The sequence below is a fragment of the Janthinobacterium sp. 61 genome, from assembly GCF_002846335.1.
In the GTDB taxonomy this organism is placed as follows: Bacteria; Pseudomonadota; Gammaproteobacteria; order Burkholderiales; family Burkholderiaceae_D; genus Janthinobacterium.
Genome location: NZ_PJMQ01000001.1, coordinates 5,400,011 through 5,423,221, shown reverse-complemented (window position 1 = coordinate 5,423,221; position 23,211 = coordinate 5,400,011). Strand labels below are relative to the sequence as shown.

The following is a 23,211-nucleotide window of genomic DNA, read 5'->3' as shown; positions in this document are numbered from 1 at the left end:
GTTGGGAGGGGATCGGTATTATAGAAACGGCTGCAGCCTAGCTTACCGCAAAGGACGGCTGCCGTTTACAAAATAAACACACGCAAGATACATGCCTTGCTGCGTTCCCTATGCCGTCTCCACCAACGCATGCGGGTTGCGTGGGTCCTGCGTCCAGTTCATGTACGGCTTGTCCGTGACCTGCGGCACCATCGTGATGCAGCCCTGCACCGGACAGGTGATTTCACACAGGTTACAGCCCACGCATTCCTCCTTGATCACCTCATACGTGCGCATGCCTGCAGCGTCGATCAGTTGCGCAATCGACTGGTGCGAGGTGTCTTCGCAGGCCACGTAGCACTTGCCGCATTTGATGCAATCATCCTGGTTGATGTGCGCGATGACCTGGTAATTCATGTCCAGGTATTTCCAGTCCGTCGTATTGGCCACGGCCTTGCCGGAAAAATCGCTGATGCGTTCGTAGCCCTTCTCGTCCATCCAGCGCGACAGGCCATCCTTCATCTCTTCGACGATGCGGAAACCATGCAGCATGGCCGCCGTGCACACCTGCACGCAGCCGGCGCCCAGGGCGATGAATTCGGCCGCGTCGCGCCAATTGCCGATGCCGCCGATGCCTGAAATGGGCAAGCCGCGCGTCTGCGGATCACGGGCGATTTCCGCCACCATGTTCAGGGCGATCGGTTTCACCGCAGACCCGCAATAGCCACCGTGCGTGCTGGCGCCGCCCACAATGGGCAGGGCCACCATGCGGTCCAGGTCCAGCGAGGTGATCGAGTTGATGGTGTTGATCAGCGAAACGGCGTCCGCGCCGCCCGCCTTGGCCGCGCGCGCCGGCATCCGCACGTCCGTGATGTTGGGCGTTAGCTTGACGATGACGGGAAGACGGCTGTGCTTTTTGCACCACGCGGTGACCATCTGCACGTACTCGGGCACCTGGCCCACGGCGGCCCCCATGCCCCGCTCCGGCATGCCATGCGGGCAGCCGAAATTGAGTTCGATGCCGTCCGCTCCTGTCGCTTCCACCTTCGGCAAAATGTCGGCCCAATAGTGCTCTTCGCAGGGCAGCATCAGGGAGACGATCATGGCGCGGTCGGGCCAGTCCTTTTTCACCTGCGTGATTTCGCGCAGATTGATCTCCAACGAGCGGTCGGTAATGAGTTCGATATTATTGAAGCCCACCACTTCGCGGTTCTTGCCGTACAGGGCGGAGTAGCGCGACGAGACGTTGACGGCGGCCGGGTCTTCACCCAGCGTTTTCCACACGACGCCACCCCACCCCGCTTCGAACGCGCGCACCACGTTGTAGGCCTTGTCGGTGGGTGGCGCAGAAGCCAGCCAGAAAGGATTCGGCGCCTTGATGCCGCAAAAATCGATGCTGAGATCAGCCATTATGCAGCCTCCACTTTATTCAGGAAATCGGAATGGATGGCCAGTGCGGCCAGCTTGCCATGCTGGACGGCTTGCACCGTCAAGTCCTGCCCCGGCGCCACGCAGTCGCCGCCCGCGTAGATGCCCGGCAGCACCGTGCGAAAGCCCGCATCGACGGCGATCTTGTCGCCCTCGCGTTTCAACAGAGACGCCATCGGGTCATGCAGTACTTCAGTGTCCAGGCTCTGGCCGATCGCCTTGAAGATGGCGTCGGCCGCCACGTCGAAGGTCTCGCCGGTGCCCGCCAGGCGCGTGCCCTGCATCCGCGTTTTCTCGAAACGCATGCCGGCCACATGGCCAGCCGCGTCGAGCAGCACCTGCTGCGGCTGGGCCCACGTAAGCATGCGCACCTGGTTCGCCTTGGCGATCTCCTGTTCGTGATGAGTGGCCGTCATGGCGTCGAAGCCGCGCCGGTACACAAGGGTAACCTCCTCCGCGCCCAGGCGCTGAATTTGCACGGCCATGTCGATGGCCGTGTTGCCGGCGCCAATCACAATGGCCCGCTTCGGCACGGGCAGCGCGGCCAGGTCGTCCGCCTGGCGCAGCGCGGCGATGTAGTCGACGGCAGCCAGCAAACCGGGTGCGTCCTCGCCCGTCAAGCCCAGCTTGCGGCTGGCCCCCAGGCCCAGGCCGAGGAAGACGGCATCGTACTGCGCGTGCAGGTCGCGCAGTTGCAGGTTCTCGCCCAACACCTGGCGACATCGGATTTCAATGCCGCCTATGCCCAACAAGAATTCGACCTCCTTCTGGGCGAAATCGTCCGTCAGCTTGTACTTGGCGATGCCGTATTCATTCAAGCCACCTGCCTTGCCTTCCTTCTCGAAGATCACCACGTCGTGCCCCAGCATGGCCAGGCGGTGCGCGCACGACAGCCCGGCCGGCCCAGCGCCGACAATGGCAATCGTCTTGCCCGTGGCGGCCGCCCGTTTGAACGGGTGCGCCGTGAAATGCATGTGGTCGACAGCATAGCGCTGCAACAGGCCGATCTTGACAGGCTGGCCTTCCGCGTCGTGGTTGCGCACGCAGACGTCTTCACACAGGATTTCCGTGGGACAGACGCGGGCGCAGCTGCCGCCCAGGATGTTCTGTTTCAGAATGCCAGCGGCGGCGCCATTGATGTTCTTGTCGTGGATGTTGCGGATGAAGCTGGCCACGTCGATTTCCGACGGACAGATGCGGCTGCACGGCGCATCGTAGCAGTACAGGCAGCGGGCGCTTTCGATGGCTGCCTGGCGCGCGCTCAAAGGCGGCGCTAGGTCCGTGAAATGGCCCGCCAATTCCTCGTTGGGCAGGGCGGGATGCGGCAAATAGTTCAGGGACTCGATCATCGCGTTTTCCTTCTTTGATCCTGCGGTGGATTTAGTGTAAAACCGTCACTTCATCTGGGGAAAAGCAAATTCCACACCAGCGCTTGCCGTGTTTGGCCAGCGCTGCATCACGGCCTTGTGCCGCGTATAAAAACGCACGCCTTCGGGACCATAGGCATGGTGGTCACCAAACATGCTGCGCTTCCAGCCGCCAAAACTGTTGAAGGCCATCGGCACGGGCAAGGGAATGTTGACGCCCACCATGCCGACTTGGATCTGACGCACGAATTCGCGCGCCACGCCGCCGTCGCGCGTGTAGATGGCCACGCCGTTGCCATACTCGTTGGCGTTAATCAGCTCCACCGCATGCACCACGTCAGGACAGCGCAGCACGCACAGCACGGGGCCGAAAATCTCTTCCTTGTAGATGCTCATGTCGCGCGTCACATGGTCAAATAAAGTACCGCCGACAAAGAAGCCGTTCTCGCGGCCCGGCACCACATGGTTGCGGCCATCGACCACCAAAGTCGCGCCCTGCTCCACGCCCGAGGCGATAAGTTTTTCGATGCGCTGCTTGGCTGCCAGCGACACGACCGGTCCCATTTCCGCCCCATCAGCCATGCCGTCGCGCACTTTCAGTGCAGCCGTGCGCGTTGCCAGTGCGTCGATCAACTTGTCGCCCGCGTCGCCCACGGCCACGACGACGGAGATGGCCATGCAGCGTTCGCCAGCAGAACCGTAAGCGGCGCCGATCAGTGCATCGACCGTCATGTCCATGTCCGCGTCGGGCATCACCACCATGTGGTTCTTCGCGCCCCCCAGCGCTTGCACGCGCTTGCCGCTGGCGCTGCCACGCGCATAAATGTATTCGGCGATCGGCGTCGAGCCGACAAAGCTGATCGCCTGCACCACGGGGTGGTCGAGCAAGGCATCGACCGTCACCTTGTCTCCCTGCACCACGTTGAAAACGCCGTCGGGCAGACCGGCTTCTTTCAGCAATTTCGCGTGCAGCAAGGAGGCCGACGGATCGCGCTCGGACGGTTTCAAGACGAAGGTATTGCCGCAGGCGATGGCGACGGGGAACATCCACATCGGCACCATCACGGGGAAGTTGAATGGCGTGATGCCGGCCACCACACCCAGCGCCTGGCGCATGGACCAGGCGTCGATGCCGCGCGAAATCTGGTCCGTGAATTCACCTTTCAACAGCTGCGGAATACCAACGGCAAACTCCACCATCTCGATGCCGCGCGCCACTTCGCCCTGCGCATCGGCAAAGGTCTTGCCATGCTCGCGCGTGAGCATTGCGGCAAAGTCATCCGTGTGCTGCTGGCACAGCTGCAGGTAGCGGAACAGGACACGGGCGCGCGTCAGGGGCGGCGTAGCGGACCACGAAGGAAAGGCGGCGGCCGCCGCCTGCACGGCCGCGTCGACGTCTTCCACGGTGCCCAGGGCCACGCGGGCTACGGGTACGCCCAGGGCGGGGTTGTAGACGTCGCCGTAGCGGCCACTCCGGGTGTCGACTTTGGCGCCGTTGATGTGGTGGGTGATGGTATCGAGATCGTTCATGACCGTCCTTAATCGAGATTTTTTAATACCTTGGCCAGCTTGCCGAATAGCTCGTCGATATGCTGTTTTTCCAGCACCAGCGGCGGCGACAGGGCGATGATGTCGCCCGTCGTGCGTATCAGCACGCCGTCGGCGAAGGCCTGGTTGAAGGCGTTGAAGGCGCGCGCACCGGGCTTGCCGGCGATGGGGGCGAGTTCGATGCCGGCGATCAGGCCGATGCTGCGCAAGTCGATCACGTGCGGCAGCCCCTTCAGGGAATGCACGGCGTCGCTCCAATACGCCTGCATGCTTTTCGCGTGGCCCAGGATGTCCTGCTCCTCGAACACCTGCAGGGTGGCCAGCGAGGCGGCGCAAGCCAGCGGGTGACCGGAATACGTATAGCCGTGGAACAGTTCGATACCGGGTGGCGCGTCCATGAAGGCATCGTGGATATATTGCTTGCTGAATACGGCGCCCATCGGCACCATGCCATTGGTCAGGCCCTTGGCCGTCGTCATCAGGTCCGGCTCGACGTCGAAATAGTCGGCGGCGAATGGCGTCGTCATGCGGCCGAAACCCGTGATGACTTCATCGAAAATCAGCAGGATGCCATGCTTGGTGCACAGCTCGCGCAAGCGTTTCAGATAGCCTTTTGGCGGGATCAGCACGCCCGTGGAGCCAGCCACAGGTTCGACGATGACGGCGGCAATCGTCGAGGCGTCGTGCAGCGCAACGATGCGTTCCAGTTCATCGGCCAGGTGGGTGCCGTATTCGGGTTCGCCCACCGTGTAGGCATTCTTGTCCAGGTTATGCGTGTGCGGCAGGTGGTCCACGCCGGGCAGCAAGGGGCCGAAGGTCTTGCGGTTGCCACCGATGCCGCCCACGGAAATGCCGCCGAAGCCCACGCCGTGATAACCGCGTTCGCGGCCGATCAAACGAGTACGTGCACCCTCACCGCGCACCCGGTGATAGGCCAGCGCGATTTTTAACGCCGTGTCCACAGCCTCGGAACCGGAGTTGGTATAAAAGACGTGACCGAACTTGTGGCCCGTGTAGTCCATCAGTTTTTCCGCCAGGTCGAAGGCGGCTGGATGGCCCATCTGGAAGGTGGGTGCGAAGTCGAGCTGGCCCACCATTTCGCGGATGGCGCCGACGATTTTCGGCTGCGCATGGCCGCATGGCACGCACCAGAGGCCGGCGGTTCCATCGAGGATGGCGTTGCCATCGACATCCTTGTAATACATGCCTTCGGCCGAGACCAGCAAGCGTGGGTTGGCCTTGAAATCACGGTTATTGGTAAACGGCATCCAGAATGCCGACATCGATTCCGGCCTTGTTTCGTTCATGACCTTCTCCTTGAGATGGGCTGGCAGAGCGCCAGGATCGTTTTTGACGAAGCGTAAAATAATTTACCAGTTGGCAAAAAGCTGATGTAATAATAGTCAGGACATTCCCAATGGCACAGATACACAAACGGCAAAGTATCCCAACCGTACAGGTCAGAAAACCATTACAGTTTTGTGCAAGGCAGCATAAGGAGCCACCGGTGAAGCACAGCGACAGCGCAGACGATGCCCCCGAGCAAGGCAGTGGTTGGCCCATGCTGGACATCGACCGCCAGAAAAAGGGCGGCCTCGTCGAACAGATCGTCATCGCCATCAGCGTCATGGTGGGTAGCCGCGCCCTGCGCATCGGCACGCGCATGCCCTCCGTGCGCCAGTTCGCCCGGTGCAATGGCGTGTCGACGTTCACCGTCGTCGAATCGTATGATCGCCTGGTCAACCTGGGCATGCTGTCGTCGCGGCGCGGCTCCGGCTATTTCGTCGCACGCCACGATATCGCCGCCTCGCCGCAAGCGGCGGTGCATGCCAGCCCCACCGCCATCGACGCCCTCACGCCAGACTTGTATTCGGGCGTGTCCGATGCCCTGCCCGTGGGTGCGGGCTGGCTGCCGCCCGAGATGTATGGCGAAGCGACCGTGCTCGATGCCGTGCGCCAGGCCATGCGCATACCCGCCAGCCGGCTGCGCGGCTACGGCCATCCGCTGGGCTTTCCCTCGCTGCGCCAGCACCTGGCAACAAGCCTGTCGGAAGAGCTGTTCCAGGTCGAGCCAGACCAGGTCCTGCTGACGCACGGCGCCACGCACGCCTTCGATTTGATCTTGCGCAGCCTGACCAAGCCGGGCGACACCGTGCTGGTGGAAGACCCCGGCTACAGCAATCTGCAGTCGCTGATACGCCACCACGGCTGCATCCCCGTCGGTATAGCGCGTGGCGAGGCGGGACTCGACCTCGATGCACTGGCCAGCGAGGCCGCGCGCACCCAGCCCAAGCTGATGTTTGTCAACACGGTGCTGCAAAATCCGCTGGGTACCTCACTGAGCCAGGCGCAGACGCACCGCCTTCTGGCGCTGGCCGAGCAATTCGATTTTTGGCTGGTGGAAGACGATATCTACCGCGAACTGGCGGCGCGCGGCGAAGCTTCGCTGGCGGCGATGGATGGCTTGCGCCGCGTGATCCGCGTGGGCAGCTTTTCCAAGACCTTGTCGCCCGTGCTGCGCGTCGGCTCCATCTGTGCCTCGCCCCCTCTGGTGGCCGAACTGGTGCGCGTCAAAATGCTGGCGGGTCTGACGACATCCGAAATCAATGAGCGCGCCGTCTACCACGCCATCTCCGCGCGGCCCTACAAGCGCATGGTGGAACGGCTGGTGGCGCAGCTCGACGCGGCCCGGGAACGCAGCATCGACTGCCTGGCGCAGGCGGGGATGGCGCCAGTAGCGCGTCCGCGTGGCGGCATGTTCGTCAGCGCCGGCTGGCCCGATATCCAGACGCCGGAATGGAATGGAAAAATCATCGCCGACATGGCATTAAAGGCCGGCATCCTGCTGTCGCCGAACGAATTTTTCATGCTGCGCGCGCCCGAGACGGTGTGGTTCCGCTTCAACGTGGCCTACACCGACAACCCCGTGCTGCAGGCATTCCTGCAATCGATACGCCCACGCTAAAGAATCCGCCATGGCCAGCGACAAATCCCCTGCCCTTTCCGTGAAAACTGCCGGCGGCCGGCGCCTGCAAAACCGCGACCGCCTGGAAACGGACATCCTGGAGCAAGCCGTGCGCGCGTTCGCCGAAAGCGGCTATGAGGGCGCGTCGATCGCCACCATCGCCGAGCGAGCCGGCCTGTCGAAGCAAAACCTGATGTATTACTTTCCGTCCAAGCAGCTGCTCTACCAACGTGTGCTCGACGACGTGCTCGACGACTGGCTGGCGCGCATGGAGTCGCTGGCCAATGAACACGACGAGCCACGCGACGTGCTGCGTGCGTACATCGGCGCCAAGCTGCGTTTTTCGCGCGAACAGCCATGGGCTTCGCGCGTGTATGCGCTCGAAGTGATCAATGGCGCCCCCCTGTACGGCGCACAGATACGCGACAGGGTCGTGCCCCTGCTGCGCAAGGATATCGCCGTCTTCGAAGCCTGGATCGCCGCCGGCAGGATCGCGCCCGTCAACGCCACCCACCTGATGTTCGCCATCTGGGCCATGACGCAATCGTATGCGGATTTTTCGGCGCAGATGACCCTGGTGCTGGAACGCAAGCAGCTCACGCGCAAGGATTACGAGGATGCCGAAATCCTGCTCACGCACATGGTGCAGGCGGCCATCGCCCTGCCTGCGGCAGCGCCCGCTACGTGATGAAATTTCCAACGAACAATCTGGCAGTGATAGCATGGCGCGCTGGAGCGTTTGCAATAGCGACGCCATCTATCGACAGGATAAGGAACAGGCATGAAACAATGGTCATCGGCGCGCACCGCGTCATTGCTGGGCAAGGCTGCCTGCGCGGCGCTGCTGGCAGTGGCATTCACGGCACAGGCGCAGACAGTGGGCATGATAGACAATCAGCCGCTGAGCGAAACCTGGCTCAACGCGGGCTTTTATTCGTATCACTTTCAGCGCGACAAGAATCTGAACGACAGCAATCCGGGCCTGGGCGCCGAATACCGTTTTTCCACGGTCGCGTCGGCCACGGCCGGCCGCTTCTACAATAGCGACCGCGCCTACTCGAACTATGTGGGCGTGTATTATCAGCCCATCAAGGTAGGCCCGTTGCGCGTCGGTGCCGTCGTTGGCGGCTTCAGCGGCTATCCGAAGATGCACGATGGCGGCTGGTTCCCGGCCCTGGTCCCCACCATCAGCTATGAATACCAGCGCGTGGGCGTGAATATCGCCATCGTGCCTTCCTACAAGGACCGCCTGTATGGCGCCCTCAGTTTCCAGCTGAAACTCAAGGTCTTCGAGTAACCGTTTGTCTTCGCCTGTCACCGTTCGCTCCGCCATTCCTGCCATTCGTCGCATACGCGATGTTCGGCGGCAAGGTTTTGCCTATAGTGGTTTCATCGCCAGCATGCATACGGCAGCGGCAACCACAGGAGAACGGCATGAAAGACATCAATTCGGTACCGGGCAGCACTTCCTTCAGCGCTTTCTGGAGCGAGCTGTGCGCTTACACGCGCCAGGGCATGGCCGCCCTGCGCGCCATGTCCTGGCCCATGCTGCTGGCGTGCTGCCTGGGACTGGCGTTCCTGATCACCATCTTGCCGCTTGCCATCATGCTGTTTGCCCTCGTCATGCTGCTGAAATGGGCAAGCAACAGCGACGATGCCAGTGCAGACGAGAAAACGCCGGACTCGCAGCAGTCGCCGCAATAAAAATTTTCGTCGTGGCAAGAGTGCAATGATTGTTCTATGGCACTATGAGTGCGCGCGGCACTGACGGACATCAAACCCATCACGATGGATGGGGTCTGATACGGAACGCCGCGCAAGATTAATAATCGAAGCTACTCCCCATCTGCCATAGGAGTTTTCTGATGACCACGACAGCAAAAGCCACAACAGGTACGACCATTCCCTGCCTGCGCTACCGCGATGCCCCCGCAGCCATCGAATGGCTGTGTACCGCACTCGGTTTTGAAAAACAATTGATCGTGCCTGACGGCAACGGTGGTGTCGCCCACGCGCAACTGAGCTTTGGCAATGGCATGGTCATGGTGGCACCGGCCCTCGACAGCGACTATGGCCGCCTGATGAAACTGCCTGGCGACATCGGCGGCGCCAACACGCAAAACTGCTACCTGGTCGTCAGCGATGCCGATGCCGTCTACCGCAGCGCACGCGAAGCCGGCGCCGAGATCGTGCTCGACATCAAGGATGAAGACTACGGCGGACGGGGCTTTACCTGCCGCGATCCGGAAGGCCATATCTGGAGCCTGGGCACCTACGATCCATGGTAAGACGGAGAACAATGATTATCACCACCCTCACCGCCGCCAGCCTTGCGCTGGCCGGCGGCTTCCTGTCCGCTCCCGGACTGGTCGACCAGCAAATCAATCAAGTCTATTCCCAAGCTGCCAAGGCGCCGACGGCCACTACCCAGGCCTTGCACCAGCGCCTGTGGATCGCCGACCTGCACGCCGACAGCCTGCTGTGGCAACGCAATCTGAACCGCGACAGCCAGCGCGGCCATGTCGACTTTCCCCGCCTGCAGCGGGGCAACGTGGCACTGCAAGCCTTTTCCGTTGTCACCAAGACGCCGCGCAAGATGAATATCGAGCGCAATGGCAGCGACACGGACAACATCACGGCACTGGTAGTGGCACAAGCTTTGCCACCTGCCACCTGGAACAGCCTGCTGGCGCGCGCCACTTACCAGGCCGATGAATTGCGCCAGCAAGTGGCCAGGAGCAATGGCAAGGTCCGGGTGATCGGCAGCCGCGCCCAGCTGCGCAGCTTCATCGCCGCGCGCGAAAAAGACCCCGCCCTGCTGGCCGGCTGGCTGACACTGGAAGGTGCACATGCGCTCGAAGGCAAGCTGGACAACCTTGATACCTTGTACAAGGCGGGCTTCCGCATGGCCGCGCCCACGCATTTCTTTGATACAGAACTGTCCGGCTCCCAGCACGGCCTGAAAAAAGGCGGCCTGACGCCGCTGGGCCGGCAATGGTTGCGCGACATGGAACAGCGCAAGATGATCGTCGATCTGGCGCACGCCTCGCCAGCCACCATCGACGACGTATTAACCATGGCGAAACGCCCCGTGATGGTGTCGCACACGGGCGTGCGCGGCACTTGCGCCAACGGCCGCAACCTCAGCGACGCACAATTGAAACGCATCGCCGCCCAGGGTGGCCTGGTGGGCATCGGCTTCTGGAATACGGCCGTCTGCGGCAAGGATGTGGCATCCATCGCGCGCGCCATCAAGTACACGGTAAAACTGATCGGCGCGGAACACGTGGCCTATGGTTCGGACTTCGATGGCGCCGTCACCACCGCTATCGACGCGGCAGGCCTGCCGCGCCTGACGCAGGCGCTGCTCGATGCGGGCTTGTCGGAAGCGCAAATTCGCCGCGTGGCGGGCGAAAACGTGCGCGACTTTTTACTCAAGAACCTGCCCGACGATGACGCCTAGGCCAATGCCTTGACCAGGGCCTGGTCCGCCACCTGGTGTGGCCGGATACGTATCAGTTTGCGGTATAGCGGCGGCATGGCGTCGCACAGCGCCAGCAGCGCGTCTTGCGCCATGGCCGGGCGCACGTACTGGAATTGCGCGGGATTATTCTCCGGCACCGCCCCTTCCATGGTGGAACCATAGGCGCCCAGGGTCATGAAACTGGCGGCAGTGTCGTCCGGCCCGACGGCCAGCACGAAGGTGCCATGCTTGGGATGACCCAGATAACTTTTGATTTCTTCCTGCAGCGCCGGCTCGGCGCCAGCCATCAATTCATAACGCAATTGCGCGTACTGGCGCGTGCATTCCATGAACGGCGTGCGAATCAGAGAGCGTGCCAGCTGGCCCGGCATGCACAGCAGCAGGTTGCCAAAGGAATCGAGCAAGGCGGCTGCGTCGCCCTGGCCGCCATCGCGCGCGTCCTGCTCCATGGCCGCCTGCAGGAATGGCGCCAGGCCGGCATCGGGCGCATGCGGCGCGCAGCGGTAAGTCAGGGCGTCGGGATAGCGGCGGCGCAAAGCGCGCACCACGGCATGCTCGGATGGCAAGGTGGCGGGATCGCGCAAGTGCACATCGTCGCCGGCGTTCAACAGCTGCATCACCTGGGCCGATGTCGCTTCAAACACAAGCGAGCACAGTGCCTGCGTCGCCTCGTGGATGCTCTTGCCAATGAAAAAAGATTTGGGAGCGGCGCCGGAAGGCACGCGCGCATACTCGGTGGCGCCGCGCACGGCCGGATAGCAAAAGCTGCGGCCAGCCTGCGCCTGCAGCGGCGCCGGCAAGGCCGTGAACGTGGCAGCGCCATCGTAATTGACGCCGGCCTTGACATCGGGCGCGGCCACCACCACATTGAAACCGGCAGCCAAAATCGCCCCCGTGCACATGCAGCAAGGGTCGAGCGAAGTGACGATAGTCAGTTCGCCTGGCGGCGGCAAGGGCGTGCCCTTGGCGCGCTCGGCGAAATACCAGTCCACCAACTGACGCTCGCCATGCGCGGTGGGGTCGAACACCAGGCCCTGGCGCACGACATTGTTGTGCATCGATTGCAGCACGTTGCCGGTGCCATCGAGCAGCACGCCGCCCACGCCAAAGGTACCTTGCGTCTTGGCCGCCATGGCTTCGGCCGCGGCAATCGCCACGGCCGCCTGGATGTCGATCGTCTTGTTCAAGCGTATCCTGTTACTTCATGTCCAGGTCGGAATTGCCGAAGCCGTGTGGCAGCAGCCAGCCCGCCGTCACTTCCATGACATCGTTTTTCAGATTGGTAAGGATCACGGGCAGGTCGGCGCCGCCCATCTCGAACATCACCTGGCGGCAGGCGCCGCATGGCGAGATCGGTTCCGCCGTGTCTCCCGTGACGGCCAGCTTGGCGAAGTCGCCCGGTTTGCAGCCATGCGCGATGGCGCTGAAAAACGCCGTGCGCTCGGCGCAGTTGCACAGGCCATACGCGGCGTTTTCCACGTTACAGCCACGGAAGACGCGACCATCCTTGCACAGCAATGCCGCGCCCACCTTGAAACGCGAATACGGCGCGTAGGCCAGTTCACGGCCGGCGTTGGCTTCCGCGATCAGTTCTTGGTTGTTCATTTTTTCTGTAATACCTTTGAAATCATTAAGGCCGGGGTCAGCCCCTCAATGCCGCTGACGCATAGCTCAGCGTTCTCGCAAACGGGAGGCAGACCCCAGTGTTACTTTAGGGACGAATCGTACGGTAAATCACCGGATTGGCCGTCAACGCGATCGCGCTGATGGCATACGCTTCCTGGATTTCCTTGACGGCTTGCTGCGCCGCCGCTTCCGTGCGCGCGTGCACCATGGCCAACGGCTGGCCAACGGCAACTTGCTCGCCCAGGCCCACCAGATCCGTCAGGCCGACGGCGAAATCGATGCTGTCGCTTGGACGGCGACGGCCACCGCCCAGCGCGACGACTGCCAGGCCGATGCCGCGGCAATCGCGCACATTGGCAGAACCGGCGGTGAGCGCTGGCGCCGGCACGACGAATGGCGCCTGTTCCAGATGCTTGTCCGGATTCTCGACCAGGTCCGCCGGGCCGCCCAGGGCGGACACCATGCGCGAGAAGCGTTCAGCCGCTTCGCCCGAATCGAGGGCCGCCATCAATTTGACGCGCGCTTCCTCTTCGGTGGCGGCCAGGCCACCCAGCACCAGCATCTCGGCGCACAGCGCCAGGGTCACTTCATGCAGGCGTGCGGGACGCGAACGGCCCGTCAGGTAATCCATGGCACCACGCACTTCCAGCGCATTGCCGGCGTACGGCGCCAACGATTCATTCATGTCCGTCAAAATAGCCGAGGTCTGCATGCCCGCGCCATTGCCGACGGCGACGATGCTCTCGGCCAGCTCCACCGACTTGTCGTAGGTAGGCATGAAGGCGCCCGTGCCCACTTTCACGTCCATCACCAGCGCGTCCAGGCCCGCCGACAGTTTCTTCGACAGGATGGAGCCGGTGATCATGGCCACAGATTCCACCGTGGCGGTGACGTCGCGGATACTGTAAAAACGCTTGTCGGCCGGTGCCAGCTGCGCCGTCTGGCCGATAATGGCCACGCCAACCTCATTGACTACTTTGCGGAACAATTCATTGTCCGGCACCGTGCAATAGCCGGGAATGGCGTCGAACTTGTCCAGGGTGCCGCCGGTATGGCCCAGGCCGCGGCCAGAGATCATCGGCACGTAGCCGCCGCACGCGGCGATCATGGGACCCAGCAGCAGGGAAACCACATCGCCCACGCCGCCCGTCGAATGCTTGTCGACGACGGGACCAGGCAGGTTCAGCGAACGCCAGTCCAGCACGTGGCCGGAATCGCGCATGGCCAGGGTGAACGCCACGCGCTCGTCCATGTTCATGTCATTGAAAAAGACGGCCATGCCCAGTGCCGCGATCTGGCCTTCGCTGACGCTGCCGTCAGTGATGCCGCGCACGAAAAACTGGATTTCCTCGGCGCTCAAAACACCCTTGTCGCGCTTCTTGCGGATGATTTCTTGGGTTAACAACATGGAATAACTCCAATCATGAGATCTGGGGTCAGAGCCGACGGCTCTGACCCCAGCTTTTCCAGCACTACTTATCGATTAGACGCCGTAAGGGATCCACACGTTTTTCACTTGCGACGCATGCGCCAGCACGGCACGGCCACCGCTTTGAGCGGCACTGTACCAGTCGCGGCCTTTGGCGCCACCGACCCAGGTGCGCTTCAGGGTACTGGCCGACAGACGCTCGACTTCCGCGCAGCCTTCGCCGGAACCGTCATGGCGCCAGACGGCGTCGATGTCGGCGTGTGTCGCCAGGGTGCGCGCCAGTTCATCGGCGTTGCCGCTGATGATGTTGACGACGCCGCCCGGCAAGTCGGACGTATCGAAGACCTGGTACAGGTCCAGCGCGGAGAGCGGATGCGCCTCCGACGGCACCACCACCACGCGGTTGCCCAGCGCGATGGCCGGCGCCACCAGCGAGATGAAGCCGAGCAGTGGCGCTTCATTCGGGCAGACGATGCCGATCACGCCGACCGCTTCGTTGAGCGCCACGGTGATGCCCTTGGTAGGCGGCTGGTGCGCCAGGCCGTCGTACTTGTCGGCCCAGGCGGCGTAGTAGAACAGGCGCTCGATCGATGCCTGTACTTCCTTCTCCGGATTTTTACTGCCCGTCATGGCGGCGATGCGGGCGGCGAATTCGTCGGCGCGCGCTGCCAGATTCTCGGCGATGTAGTACAGCACTTGCGCGCGGTTGTGCGCCGTAGCGCTGGTCCAGCCGGACGCTTTATGTGCCGCTTCGACGGCATTGCGGATATCCTTGCGGCTACCCACGCCCACTTCGGCCAGCAGAGTGCCATTGGCGCCGAACACGGGTGCGCTGTAGGCGCTGTCAGGGCGCGCCTGCTTGCCGCCGATGTACATCTTGGCCGTGCGGTCGATGGCGAACGGATCGGCTGCCGCCGGTTTCGCGTTGCCTTTAGCCTTGGCTTCCACTACCGGCAAGGCCGGGCGCGCATCTTCGGCCAGGGCCGTCATGTATTCCAGCATGCCTTCGCGGCCGCCTTCGCGACCGAAACCCGACTCGCGGTAGCCGCCGAAGCCGCAAGCGGCGTCGAACTGGTTCGCGCTATTGATCCACACCACGCCGGCCTTGATGGCGGGAGCAATGTCCAGCGCCAGGCTGATCGACTCGGTCCACACGCTGGCGGCCAGGCCGTACACCGTGTTGTTCGCCAGCTGCACCGCTTCGGGCGGCGTGCGGAAGCTCATGGCCACCAGCACGGGGCCGAAGATTTCAGCCTGTGCCACGGCAGCCGACGTCGACGCGCCCGTGATCAGCGTAGGCGGGAACCAGGAGCCGTCCGCCGGCAATTCGCACGCGGGCTGCCAGACGTCGCAGCCTTCGGCTCTAGCCGAATCGACCAGCGCGGCGATACGCTGGCGCTGCACAGGGTCGACCAGCGCGCCCACGTCCATCGATTTGTCCAGGGGCGAACCAAGGCGCAGGTTTTCCATGCGCACGCGCACCTTGTTCAGGAAGCGCTCCTGGATCGATTCCTGCACCAGCAGGCGCGAACCGGCGCAGCACACTTGCCCTTGGTTGAACCAGATCGAATCGACCAGGCCTTCCACGGCACCATCCAGGTCAGCGTCTTCGAAGACGATGAACGGCGACTTGCCTCCCAGCTCCAGGGACAGCTTCTTGCCGCTGCCGGCCGTCGCTACACGAATCAAACGGCCCACTTCCGTGGAGCCCGTAAACGCGATCTTGTCGACGCCAGGGTGGTTGACAATGGCCGAGCCCACGCGGCCGTCGCCGGTGACAATATTGACCACGCCGGCCGGCACGCCCGCCTGCACGCACAATTCGGCGAACAGCATGGCGGTCAGCGACGTGAATTCGGCCGGCTTGAAGACCACCGTGTTACCGGCCGCCAGCGCCGGGGCGATTTTCCACGACAGCATCAGCAAGGGGAAATTCCACGGCACGATCTGTCCCACCACGCCCACGGCGCGGTAGTCGGCGAATTCTTCCGATTGCAGCTGCGCCCAGCCGGCGTGATGGTAGAAGTGGCGCGCGGCCAGCGGCAGGTCGATATCGCGCGTTTCGCGGATGGTCTTGCCGTTGTCCAGGGTTTCGAGCACGGCGAACAGGCGCGAATGCCTTTGCAGCAGACGGGCCAGCGCATACATGACTTTCGCGCGGCCGTGGCCGCCCATGCCCTGCCATACGGGCAGCGCGCGGCGTGCCGCTTCCACGGCGCGTTCCACGTCAGCATCAGTGGCTTGCGTCAGCTCGGCCAGCTGCGTGCCGTCGGCAGGATTGGTCGAGGCGAACAGCTCCGCCGGCTCGCTCCATGCATTGTCGATGAACAGACCGAATGTGCGCTGGTGGCCATCGAGCCACGCCTGCGCTTCTTTTTGACTTTCGGGAGCAGGGCCGTAGTCCATAGTAGTGAGAATCTCGTTAATTGTTGGCATGACGATTGTTCTTTAAGGTTGTGCGTGACGATGATTGGCCGAGTAGCTGCCGGTGACGTAGTGCTCGAGCTGGCGCTCGATGTCGGTCAGCAGGCTGGAAGCGCCGATGCGGAACAGGTGCGGCTGCAGCCATTCGTTACCCAGTTCTTCCTTCATCAGGGTCAGGAACTGCATCGCGCTCTTGGCCGAACTGACGCCGCCGGCCGGCTTGAAGCCCACCTTGAAACCCGTCTGCTCGTAGTATTCGCGCACCGTGCGCACCATCGTCAGGGCCACGGGTATGGTGGCGTTCACGCTTTCCTTGCCGGTGGAGGTCTTGATGAAATCGGCGCCCGCCATCATGCAGACCCACGATGCCTTGGCCACGTTTTCCATGGTCAGCAAGTCGCCCGTGGCGAGAATCGCCTTCACGTGCGCTTCGCCGCACGCCTTGCGGTAAGCGAGCATTTCGTCGTACAGCACTTGCCAGTTGCCGTTCAGGACGTGCTGGCGCGTGATGACGATATCGATTTCGGAAGCGCCTGCGGCGACCGACAGTTCGATCTCGCGCAGCTTCGTTTCCATGTTCGTCAGGCCGGCCGGGAAGGCGGTCGACACGGCGGCGATAGGCAAACGGCCCTGGATGACGTTTACGGCCGGGGCGATCATCTCGTGGTACACGCACACGGCGCCGGTGCTCAGTTCCGTCAGGCCCAGTGCATCCATCAGGTCTGCACGCAGCGGGCGCATGGCCTTCATGCACAGACGTTCCACGCGGCCTGGCGTATCGTCGCCGCCCAGGGTGGTCAGGTCGATCATCTGGATGGCTTTGACCAGCCAGGCGGCCTGGTATTCCTTTTTCACCGTACGGCGGTTCGCCAGGCTGGCCGCGCGGCGGTCCGTCGCGGCGCGGTTGACGCGGATCTGGTTGATCCAGCCCAGGTCGAGGCCTACGGCCTCGTTACGCTTGAATTCGGGGTGCATGAGTGTCATAACAAGCTGGTTCCATTAGCAAGTGGTGGTACGCCAAGGTGCTTGGCGAGGGTTTGGCCAATATCGGAGAAGGTCTCGGAAATACCCAGTGCGCGCGGGGCGACGCCGGGGCCGAAGAAGATCATCGGTATATGTTCGCGGGTGTGGTCGGAGCCGTGCCAGGTGGGGTCGCAGCCATGGTCGGCGGTGATCACGACCAGGTCGCCATCTTTGAGTTTGGCCATGAATTCAGGCAGGCGGGCATCCATTTCGCGCAGCGCATCGGCATAGCCCTCGACGTTGCGACGGTGGCCGAAAGCCTGGTCGAAATCGACGAAGTTCACAAAAGTGAGCGACTTGTCCTGCACTTCATCGGCCGTCTTCAACAGCGCTTCGAACAGCGCCATGTTGTCGACGCCCTTGACGACGCGCGAGATGCCCTGGGTGGCGAAAATGTCGCTGATCTTGCCCAGGCCGACGACTTCGCCGCCCGCATTTTTCACGTGATCGAGCAGGGTCGGTGCGGGTGGCGCGACGGCGTAGTCGTGGCGGTTGGAAGTGCGCGTGTAGTTGCCATTGCTGCCCGTGAACGGGCGGGCGATGACGCGGCCGATGTTGTATGGCTCCACCAGCTTGAAAGCCATTTCGCACACTTGGTACAGGCGCTCAAGGCCGAACGATTCTTCGTGCGCGGCGATCTGCATCACCGAGTCGCCCGACGTATAAATAATCAGCTTGCCGGTGGCGACGTGTTCATCGCCATGCTTGTTGATGATGTCCGTGCCCGAGGCATGGCAGTCGCCCAGGAAGCCGGGGACGCCGGACATGGCTTTCAGCTTGTCGGTCAGGTCAGCGGGGAACGACGGCGTGGTGCGAGGGAAGTAGCCCCAGTCGAATTCGACGGGCACGCCGGCGATTTCCCAGTGGCCGCTCTGCGTGTCCTTGCCGGTGGAGCGCTCGCGCGCCGCGCCGTAGGCACCGGTAAAACCGTCGCGCTGGTCGAAGCCCGAGGCCCATTCGCCGCTGGCCAGGTGCGCGGCGGCGCCCAGTCCCAGGCGTTCCATGTTCGGGAGTTTCAAGGTCTTGCCGCTTTTGGCGACAGTGCTGGCAATGTGGCCAAAGGTATTGGCACCTGCGTCGCCATACTTGGCGGCGTCTGGCGTCGCGCCAAGGCCGAAGGAATCAAGCAGGAGGATAAATGCGCGTGACATGATAAGGCTCGCTTTATGGATTGATGCGGGGTGATGCGGACAGTGTAGGCCGGATTTCCCCGGCCTGCCGCGCGGCAGCGCCGGTGGCCGGCGCGCCGCTACTGCGTAAAAAGGTGCTTAGGCTTGCGGCGTAGCCGATACGGTCGCCAGGAAAGCCAGGATCAGCTTGACCAGATCTTTCGCGCCGATGGCCGCGTATTTCAGGGTTTGCTCGTGCGACAGTGCGAATGGCGACATGCCTTCGGCCAGGTTGGTGATGACGGACACGCCCACCACTTTCAGGTCGCAATGACGGGCCGAGACCACTTCCGGCACCACGGACATGCCGACCGTGTCGGCGCCCAGGCGGGCCATCATGCGGATTTCAGCAGCCGTCTCGAAGTTCGGGCCAGGGTAGGCGACGAACACGCCCTCGTGCAGGGTGATGCCGTTCGAGGCAGCCGTGTCCTTGACCAGCTTGCGCAGGTCCGCATCATAGGCGTTGGCCATGCTGAAGAAGCGCGGGCCGAAGCGGTCGTCGTTCGGGCCGACCATCGGCGTGCCTGGCAGCAGGTTGATATGGTCGCTGATGGCCACCAGGCTGCCGGCGTCCACTTCAGGGCGCAGGGAACCGGCGGCGTTGGTGACGAACAGCATTTCGCAGCCCAGCAGTTTCAGCGTGCGGATGGCGCTCGTCATCACGCCCATGCCATAGCCTTCATAGAAGTGGCCACGGCCCTTCATGCAGACGACGGCGACGCCCGACAGGGTACCGACCACCAGTTCGCCGGCATGGCCGTGCACGGTGCTGATAGGGAAGCCTGGCAATTCGTCAAAGCTGATGCTGACGGCGTCCGTCATCTGCTCGGCCAACACACCCAGGCCGGAGCCGAGGACCATCGCCACGCGCGGCTTGAAATTTTCAGGAGCGCGGGCACGGATGATTTCGGCGGCGTGGAAAGGGGTGTTGTTCGACATGGTTATCCTCTGATTGACTAATGATGATGGTTGCTGCCTGCGTGGCCGTGCCCGGTGAGGGATTAAGGCCCAGGTATCGGGTATGTTTGCTGTTACAGGTATATCGAAATGCGTATTGCTTCTATTTGCCGCCACTATGCATCAAACGGAATATGTATGGCAAATACCATTTTTCTTGCCCATTTATACAATTCAAATATAAATGGCCGATATTATAGTCCAGGCAAGCGCTCGCCTGCCAGCAGCGGCCACGCCCCGGCGATGCCCCGGAAATGCATGCATACATGCTCCATACGAACACGTTTGGCGCTCTCCTGACACGAACTTGACATCAAACAGACAAATGTTTACAGTTTCAGACAAATGTTTAAACCTTCAGTGAAAACCTTGTGACCGATACCAATAAAAAAGACCAGCTGTACACGCTGATCCGCAACAACCCCTTCATCTCGCAGCAAGACCTGGCGAGCGAACTGGGCTTGTCGCGCTCTGCCGTCGCCGGCCACATCGCCGGATTGATCCGCGAGCGCCGCCTGCTGGGACGCGCCTACGTGCTGCCCGACAGCCGCCCCGTGCTGTGCATAGGCGCCGCCAACCTCGACCGCAAGATGCGCACCCTGGCAACCCTGCAGATGGGCACTTCGAATCCCGTGCGTTCGGAAGAAGTGTTTGGCGGCGTAGGCCGCAACATCGCGGAAAACCTGGCCCGCCTGGCGATCCCCGTGGCCCTGTTGACGGCGCTGGGCGACGACGCGGCCGGCCACGCCCTGCAGACGCATGCGGAAGACGCGGGCATCGATATGCGCGGCAGCTTGCATCTGAGCAACACCAGCAGCGGCACCTATACGGCCGTGCTCGACGAACATGGCGAAATGCTGCTGGCGATGGCCAACATGCAACTCTACGAACAGCTGACCCCGGCCTTCTTGCATAGCCGTCAACCGCAGCGCGCCGCCGCCGCCCTCACCGTCTGCGACCTGAACCTGGGCCACGACAGCGTGCAGGCATTGCTGGCCGACGCGCGCCAGGACGCGGCCAACGCGACGCCGCTCGTCATCGTCGCCGTCTCGCAGCCGAAGATGGCGCACTTGCCGCAAGACCTGACGGGCTTGCACCTGCTGATCCTTAACCGGGGCGAACTGGAAACGCGCGTGGCGCGGGCCTTGCCAACGGCGTTTGACGTGCGCGCCGCCTGTCGTGAAGTGCAGCGCCAGGGCGCGCGCCAGGTGATCGTCACCTGCGGCGGCGAAGGCGTGTACTTTACAGATGGCGAAAGCCCGGACGCGCCTGTCGTGCATCTGGCCGCGCGCGAAGTGGACGCCGTCGACGTGACGGGCGCCGGCGACGCGTTTTCCGCCGCCGTCTGCTGGTCGCTCTACCACGACAGCAGCGACTTGAAACTGGCGTGCCGGCGCGGCCTGAAGCTGGCCGCCATGACGCTGGAATCCGATGCCACCGTCTCGCCCCTGATTTCGGCGGGCGCGCTCGACGACATCGACGACGCCGATCTGGCGCCACCTCCCCCTACCCTCTTTCAACAGGATTGAACCATGACGCAACTGAATAATTTCCTCTCGTTCTCGCAAGAAGTCCTCGACGCGCGCGCCGCCGGCAAGGCCATCGTGGCACTGGAATCGACCATCATTTCGCACGGCATGCCGTATCCGCAAAACGTGGAAATGGCACGCGAAGTGGAACAGATCATCCGCGACGGCGGCGCCGTGCCGGCCACCATCGCCATCATCGACGGCAAAATCTGCGTAGGCCTCTCGCCCGAGCAGCTGGAATTGCTGGGCACTTCGCCCGACGCCATGAAAGTGAGCCGCCGCGACCTGCCGTTCGTCTTGTCGCAAGGCAAGCTGGGCGCCACCACCGTGGCCGCCACGATGATTTGCGCAGAACTGGCCGGCATCGCCGTATTCGTCACGGGCGGCATCGGCGGCGTGCACCGCGGCGCAGAAACCAGCTTCGACATTTCCGCCGACTTGCAGGAACTGGCGCAAACGTCGGTGGCCGTCGTCTGCGCGGGCGTCAAATCCATCCTCGACATCGGCCTGACCCTGGAATACCTGGAAACCCATGGCGTGCCCGTCATCAGCGTAGGCCAGGAAGGTTTCCCCGCCTTCTTCACGCGCGAAAGCGGCTACAAAGCCGATTTCCGCCTCGACACGGCCGCCGAGCAGGCTGCCTTCATCGGTACCAAGTGGCAACTGGGATTGAAAGGCGGCGTGATCGTCAGCAACCCCGTGCCGGCCGCGCAAGCCATGCCCAAGGAAGAAATCGATGCGATCACCACGCAGGCCTTGCAGGAAGCGGATGCGGGCGGCGTGAAAGGCAAGCAAGTCACGCCATTCCTGTTGTCGCGCATTAAGCAGCTGACGGACGGGCGCAGCCTGGCGACGAATATCGCCCTGGTCAAGCACAATGCCCAGGTCGGTACGGCACTTGCCATTGCCATGCAGGCAGTCGTGGCACGATAATAGGACTGCTGTAAAGAAAGCGCGCATGCCTGCATCAAGGTCTGCGCGCCGTTCCATCGCCAAGCACCACGCAACGCCAAGGAAAGCATGTCCATCGATCTGAAACAGTTAAAGTATTTTCTTGCCGTCGCCGAGGAGAAAAGCTTCAGCCGCGCCGCCGAGCGCCTGCATATCTCGCAGCCGCCCCTGAGCCAGCAGATCATGAAACTGGAAAGCGAACTGGGCGTGCGCCTGTTTGCGCGCACCACGCGTACTTTCGAGCTGACCGTGGCAGGCAAGGCGCTGATGAACGAAGCGGCCGACCTGCTGGCCAAGATGCGCATGACCATCGATACCATCCGCCAGATCGACCGTGGCGAAGTGGGCCGCTTGCGCGTGGGCATCGTCGGCTCGGCCATGTGGGGTCCCATCCCCAGCCTGCTGGAAGAATTCCAGACCAAATTTCCCCGCGTCAGCTGGACCATCCACGAATTTGGTCCCACGGTGCAATACGAAGCCTTGCGCGCCAAGCAGATCGACGTGGGTTTCTGGCGCGAACCGAAACTCAATGACGACGACTTACGCCACGACAACCTGCGCCAGGAGCTGTGCTTCCGCGAAAATGTCTGCGTGGCCGTCAACGAACACCATTCGCTGGCAAAAAACACGGCCATCGAGCTGATCGACATCGCCCACGAGCCGATGCTGACCCTGAACCTCGATAAATCCGCGTTTCCGCGCTACCTGGTGCAATGCTGCATCAATGCCGGTTTCGAACCCGTGATTTTCCAGGAAGCGAGCGAGCCGCAAACCCTGCTGGCCATGGTGGGCGCGGGCCTGGGCGTGACCCTGGTGCCGGAAACGACAAGCCGCATCGGCTGGCCCGGCGTCGTCTTCCTGCCGATCAAGACCAATCCGCCGTCGGCCAACCTGTACATCAGCTACACCACGCTCGACGACGCTCCCGTCGTGCGGGCCTTCCTGAATATCATCAATCCCCCGTCAGCCTGACGCTGCCCGGCCTGACACGGCCTATTTATATGGCATTCATATAAATAGTTAAACAAAAACGTATTTGTCATACATATCTGGCATGATGCATAGTGATTCGGACGCCCATCGTGGCGCCGGTCCTGCGCCTGCCCTGCCCGTCCATTGACGGCGCATCACAGCCCGCTCCGGCAGCCCCATTCGATGTTGTAACTATAAAAGAGACGGGGCGCGACTGTTGCATGAGCATCACACTGTTGACATAAAAGCACACGAGGCCGGCAATGATCTTGTGCAATACGGTGCAATGTTGATAAGGAATTATCATCTCGTGCATCAAAAACAGGCTAAATCAGCCCCAAATTATATGTTTCACCTATA

At 62.4% G+C, this 23,211-nt stretch carries 20 protein-coding genes; 9 read left to right on the top strand and 11 right to left on the bottom strand.

Annotation, left to right across the window (positions count from 1 at the left end):
• Positions 1–108 precede the first annotated feature (108 nt).
• The 4 genes from preA to CLU92_RS24625 are packed head-to-tail and all read right to left on the bottom strand — an operon-like array spanning position 109 to position 5,629.
• Positions 109–1,389, bottom strand: a complete 1,281-nt coding sequence (preA, locus tag CLU92_RS24640) for an NAD-dependent dihydropyrimidine dehydrogenase subunit PreA (RefSeq protein WP_208327820.1) — start codon at positions 1,387–1,389, stop codon at positions 109–111.
• Entirely contained in the window at positions 1,389–2,756 is a 1,368-nt protein-coding gene (locus CLU92_RS24635; protein ID WP_101484004.1) for an NAD(P)-dependent oxidoreductase, read from the bottom strand. The genes preA and CLU92_RS24635 overlap by 1 nt, the downstream gene beginning before the upstream one ends.
• A 45-nt stretch (positions 2,757–2,801) precedes the next feature.
• Complete coding sequence (locus tag CLU92_RS24630; RefSeq protein ID WP_101484003.1) at positions 2,802–4,304, bottom strand: CoA-acylating methylmalonate-semialdehyde dehydrogenase; 1,503 nt, start codon at positions 4,302–4,304, stop codon at positions 2,802–2,804.
• 8 nt (positions 4,305–4,312) lie between these two features.
• Positions 4,313–5,629 (bottom strand): aspartate aminotransferase family protein, encoded by a 1,317-nt coding sequence (locus CLU92_RS24625; RefSeq protein WP_101484002.1) that lies wholly within the window; start codon positions 5,627–5,629, stop codon positions 4,313–4,315.
• Between the two features lie 254 nt (positions 5,630–5,883).
• Here CLU92_RS24625 and CLU92_RS24620 point away from each other — a divergent pair, with 254 nt between their 5' ends.
• The 6 genes from CLU92_RS24620 (at position 5,884) to CLU92_RS24595 (ending at position 10,750) form a co-directional block, all read left to right on the top strand.
• The gene (locus CLU92_RS24620) at positions 5,884–7,287 is read left to right on the top strand and encodes a PLP-dependent aminotransferase family protein (RefSeq protein WP_257562709.1); all 1,404 of its coding nucleotides are present in this window, start codon (positions 5,884–5,886) and stop codon (positions 7,285–7,287) included.
• Between the two features lie 10 nt (positions 7,288–7,297).
• A complete protein-coding gene (locus tag CLU92_RS24615; RefSeq protein WP_101484000.1) occupies positions 7,298–7,975 on the top strand; it encodes a TetR/AcrR family transcriptional regulator in 678 nt (225 codons plus the stop codon).
• Positions 7,976–8,068: 93 nt separating this feature from the next.
• Positions 8,069–8,584 carry a hypothetical protein gene (locus CLU92_RS24610; RefSeq protein ID WP_101483999.1) on the top strand — a complete coding sequence of 172 codons (516 nt, stop codon included), beginning with the start codon at positions 8,069–8,071 and terminating at the stop codon, positions 8,582–8,584.
• A 137-nt stretch (positions 8,585–8,721) separates the two neighbouring features.
• A complete protein-coding gene (locus CLU92_RS24605) occupies positions 8,722–8,991 on the top strand; it encodes a hypothetical protein (protein WP_101483998.1) in 270 nt (89 codons plus the stop codon).
• Between the two features lie 161 nt (positions 8,992–9,152).
• Positions 9,153–9,575: a VOC family protein gene (locus tag CLU92_RS24600; RefSeq protein WP_101483997.1), complete on the top strand. Its 423-nt coding sequence runs from the start codon at positions 9,153–9,155 to the stop codon at positions 9,573–9,575.
• 11 nt (positions 9,576–9,586) lie between these two features.
• Complete coding sequence (locus CLU92_RS24595) at positions 9,587–10,750, top strand: dipeptidase (protein WP_101483996.1); 1,164 nt, start codon at positions 9,587–9,589, stop codon at positions 10,748–10,750.
• Here the strand turns inward: CLU92_RS24595 and CLU92_RS24590 are convergent.
• The 7 genes from CLU92_RS24590 to xapA all read right to left on the bottom strand — a co-directional run bounded on the left by CLU92_RS24590 (position 10,747) and on the right by xapA (position 19,381).
• Positions 10,747–11,958: a nucleoside deaminase gene (locus CLU92_RS24590; RefSeq protein WP_101483995.1), complete on the bottom strand. Its 1,212-nt coding sequence runs from the start codon at positions 11,956–11,958 to the stop codon at positions 10,747–10,749. The genes CLU92_RS24595 and CLU92_RS24590 overlap by 4 nt on opposite strands.
• A gap of 10 nt (positions 11,959–11,968) precedes the next feature.
• Positions 11,969–12,376: a cytidine deaminase gene (locus CLU92_RS24585; protein WP_101483994.1), complete on the bottom strand. Its 408-nt coding sequence runs from the start codon at positions 12,374–12,376 to the stop codon at positions 11,969–11,971.
• Positions 12,377–12,482: 106 nt separating this feature from the next.
• Positions 12,483–13,805: a thymidine phosphorylase gene (gene deoA / locus CLU92_RS24580; protein ID WP_101483993.1), complete on the bottom strand. Its 1,323-nt coding sequence runs from the start codon at positions 13,803–13,805 to the stop codon at positions 12,483–12,485.
• A 75-nt stretch (positions 13,806–13,880) separates the two neighbouring features.
• The gene (locus CLU92_RS24575) at positions 13,881–16,262 is read right to left on the bottom strand and encodes an aldehyde dehydrogenase family protein (protein WP_373918693.1); all 2,382 of its coding nucleotides are present in this window, start codon (positions 16,260–16,262) and stop codon (positions 13,881–13,883) included.
• Between the two features lie 12 nt (positions 16,263–16,274).
• Positions 16,275–17,234: a deoxyribose-phosphate aldolase gene (gene deoC / locus CLU92_RS24570; protein ID WP_101483991.1), complete on the bottom strand. Its 960-nt coding sequence runs from the start codon at positions 17,232–17,234 to the stop codon at positions 16,275–16,277.
• Positions 17,231–18,424, bottom strand: a complete 1,194-nt coding sequence (locus CLU92_RS24565) for a phosphopentomutase (RefSeq protein ID WP_101483990.1) — start codon at positions 18,422–18,424, stop codon at positions 17,231–17,233. The genes deoC and CLU92_RS24565 overlap by 4 nt, the downstream gene beginning before the upstream one ends.
• 117 nt (positions 18,425–18,541) lie before the next feature.
• Positions 18,542–19,381 (bottom strand): xanthosine phosphorylase, encoded by an 840-nt coding sequence (xapA, locus tag CLU92_RS24560; RefSeq protein WP_101483989.1) that lies wholly within the window; start codon positions 19,379–19,381, stop codon positions 18,542–18,544.
• A gap of 389 nt (positions 19,382–19,770) precedes the next feature.
• Between xapA and CLU92_RS24555 the strand changes: the two genes are divergently transcribed.
• From CLU92_RS24555 to CLU92_RS24545, 3 genes are all read left to right on the top strand, one after another.
• Positions 19,771–20,928: a carbohydrate kinase gene (locus CLU92_RS24555; RefSeq protein WP_101483988.1), complete on the top strand. Its 1,158-nt coding sequence runs from the start codon at positions 19,771–19,773 to the stop codon at positions 20,926–20,928.
• Positions 20,929–20,931: 3 nt separating this feature from the next.
• The gene (locus tag CLU92_RS24550; protein WP_373918690.1) at positions 20,932–21,861 is read left to right on the top strand and encodes a pseudouridine-5'-phosphate glycosidase; all 930 of its coding nucleotides are present in this window, start codon (positions 20,932–20,934) and stop codon (positions 21,859–21,861) included.
• 87 nt (positions 21,862–21,948) lie between these two features.
• Positions 21,949–22,851 carry a LysR family transcriptional regulator gene (locus CLU92_RS24545; protein WP_101483987.1) on the top strand — a complete coding sequence of 301 codons (903 nt, stop codon included), beginning with the start codon at positions 21,949–21,951 and terminating at the stop codon, positions 22,849–22,851.
• Positions 22,852–23,211 lie beyond the last annotated feature (360 nt).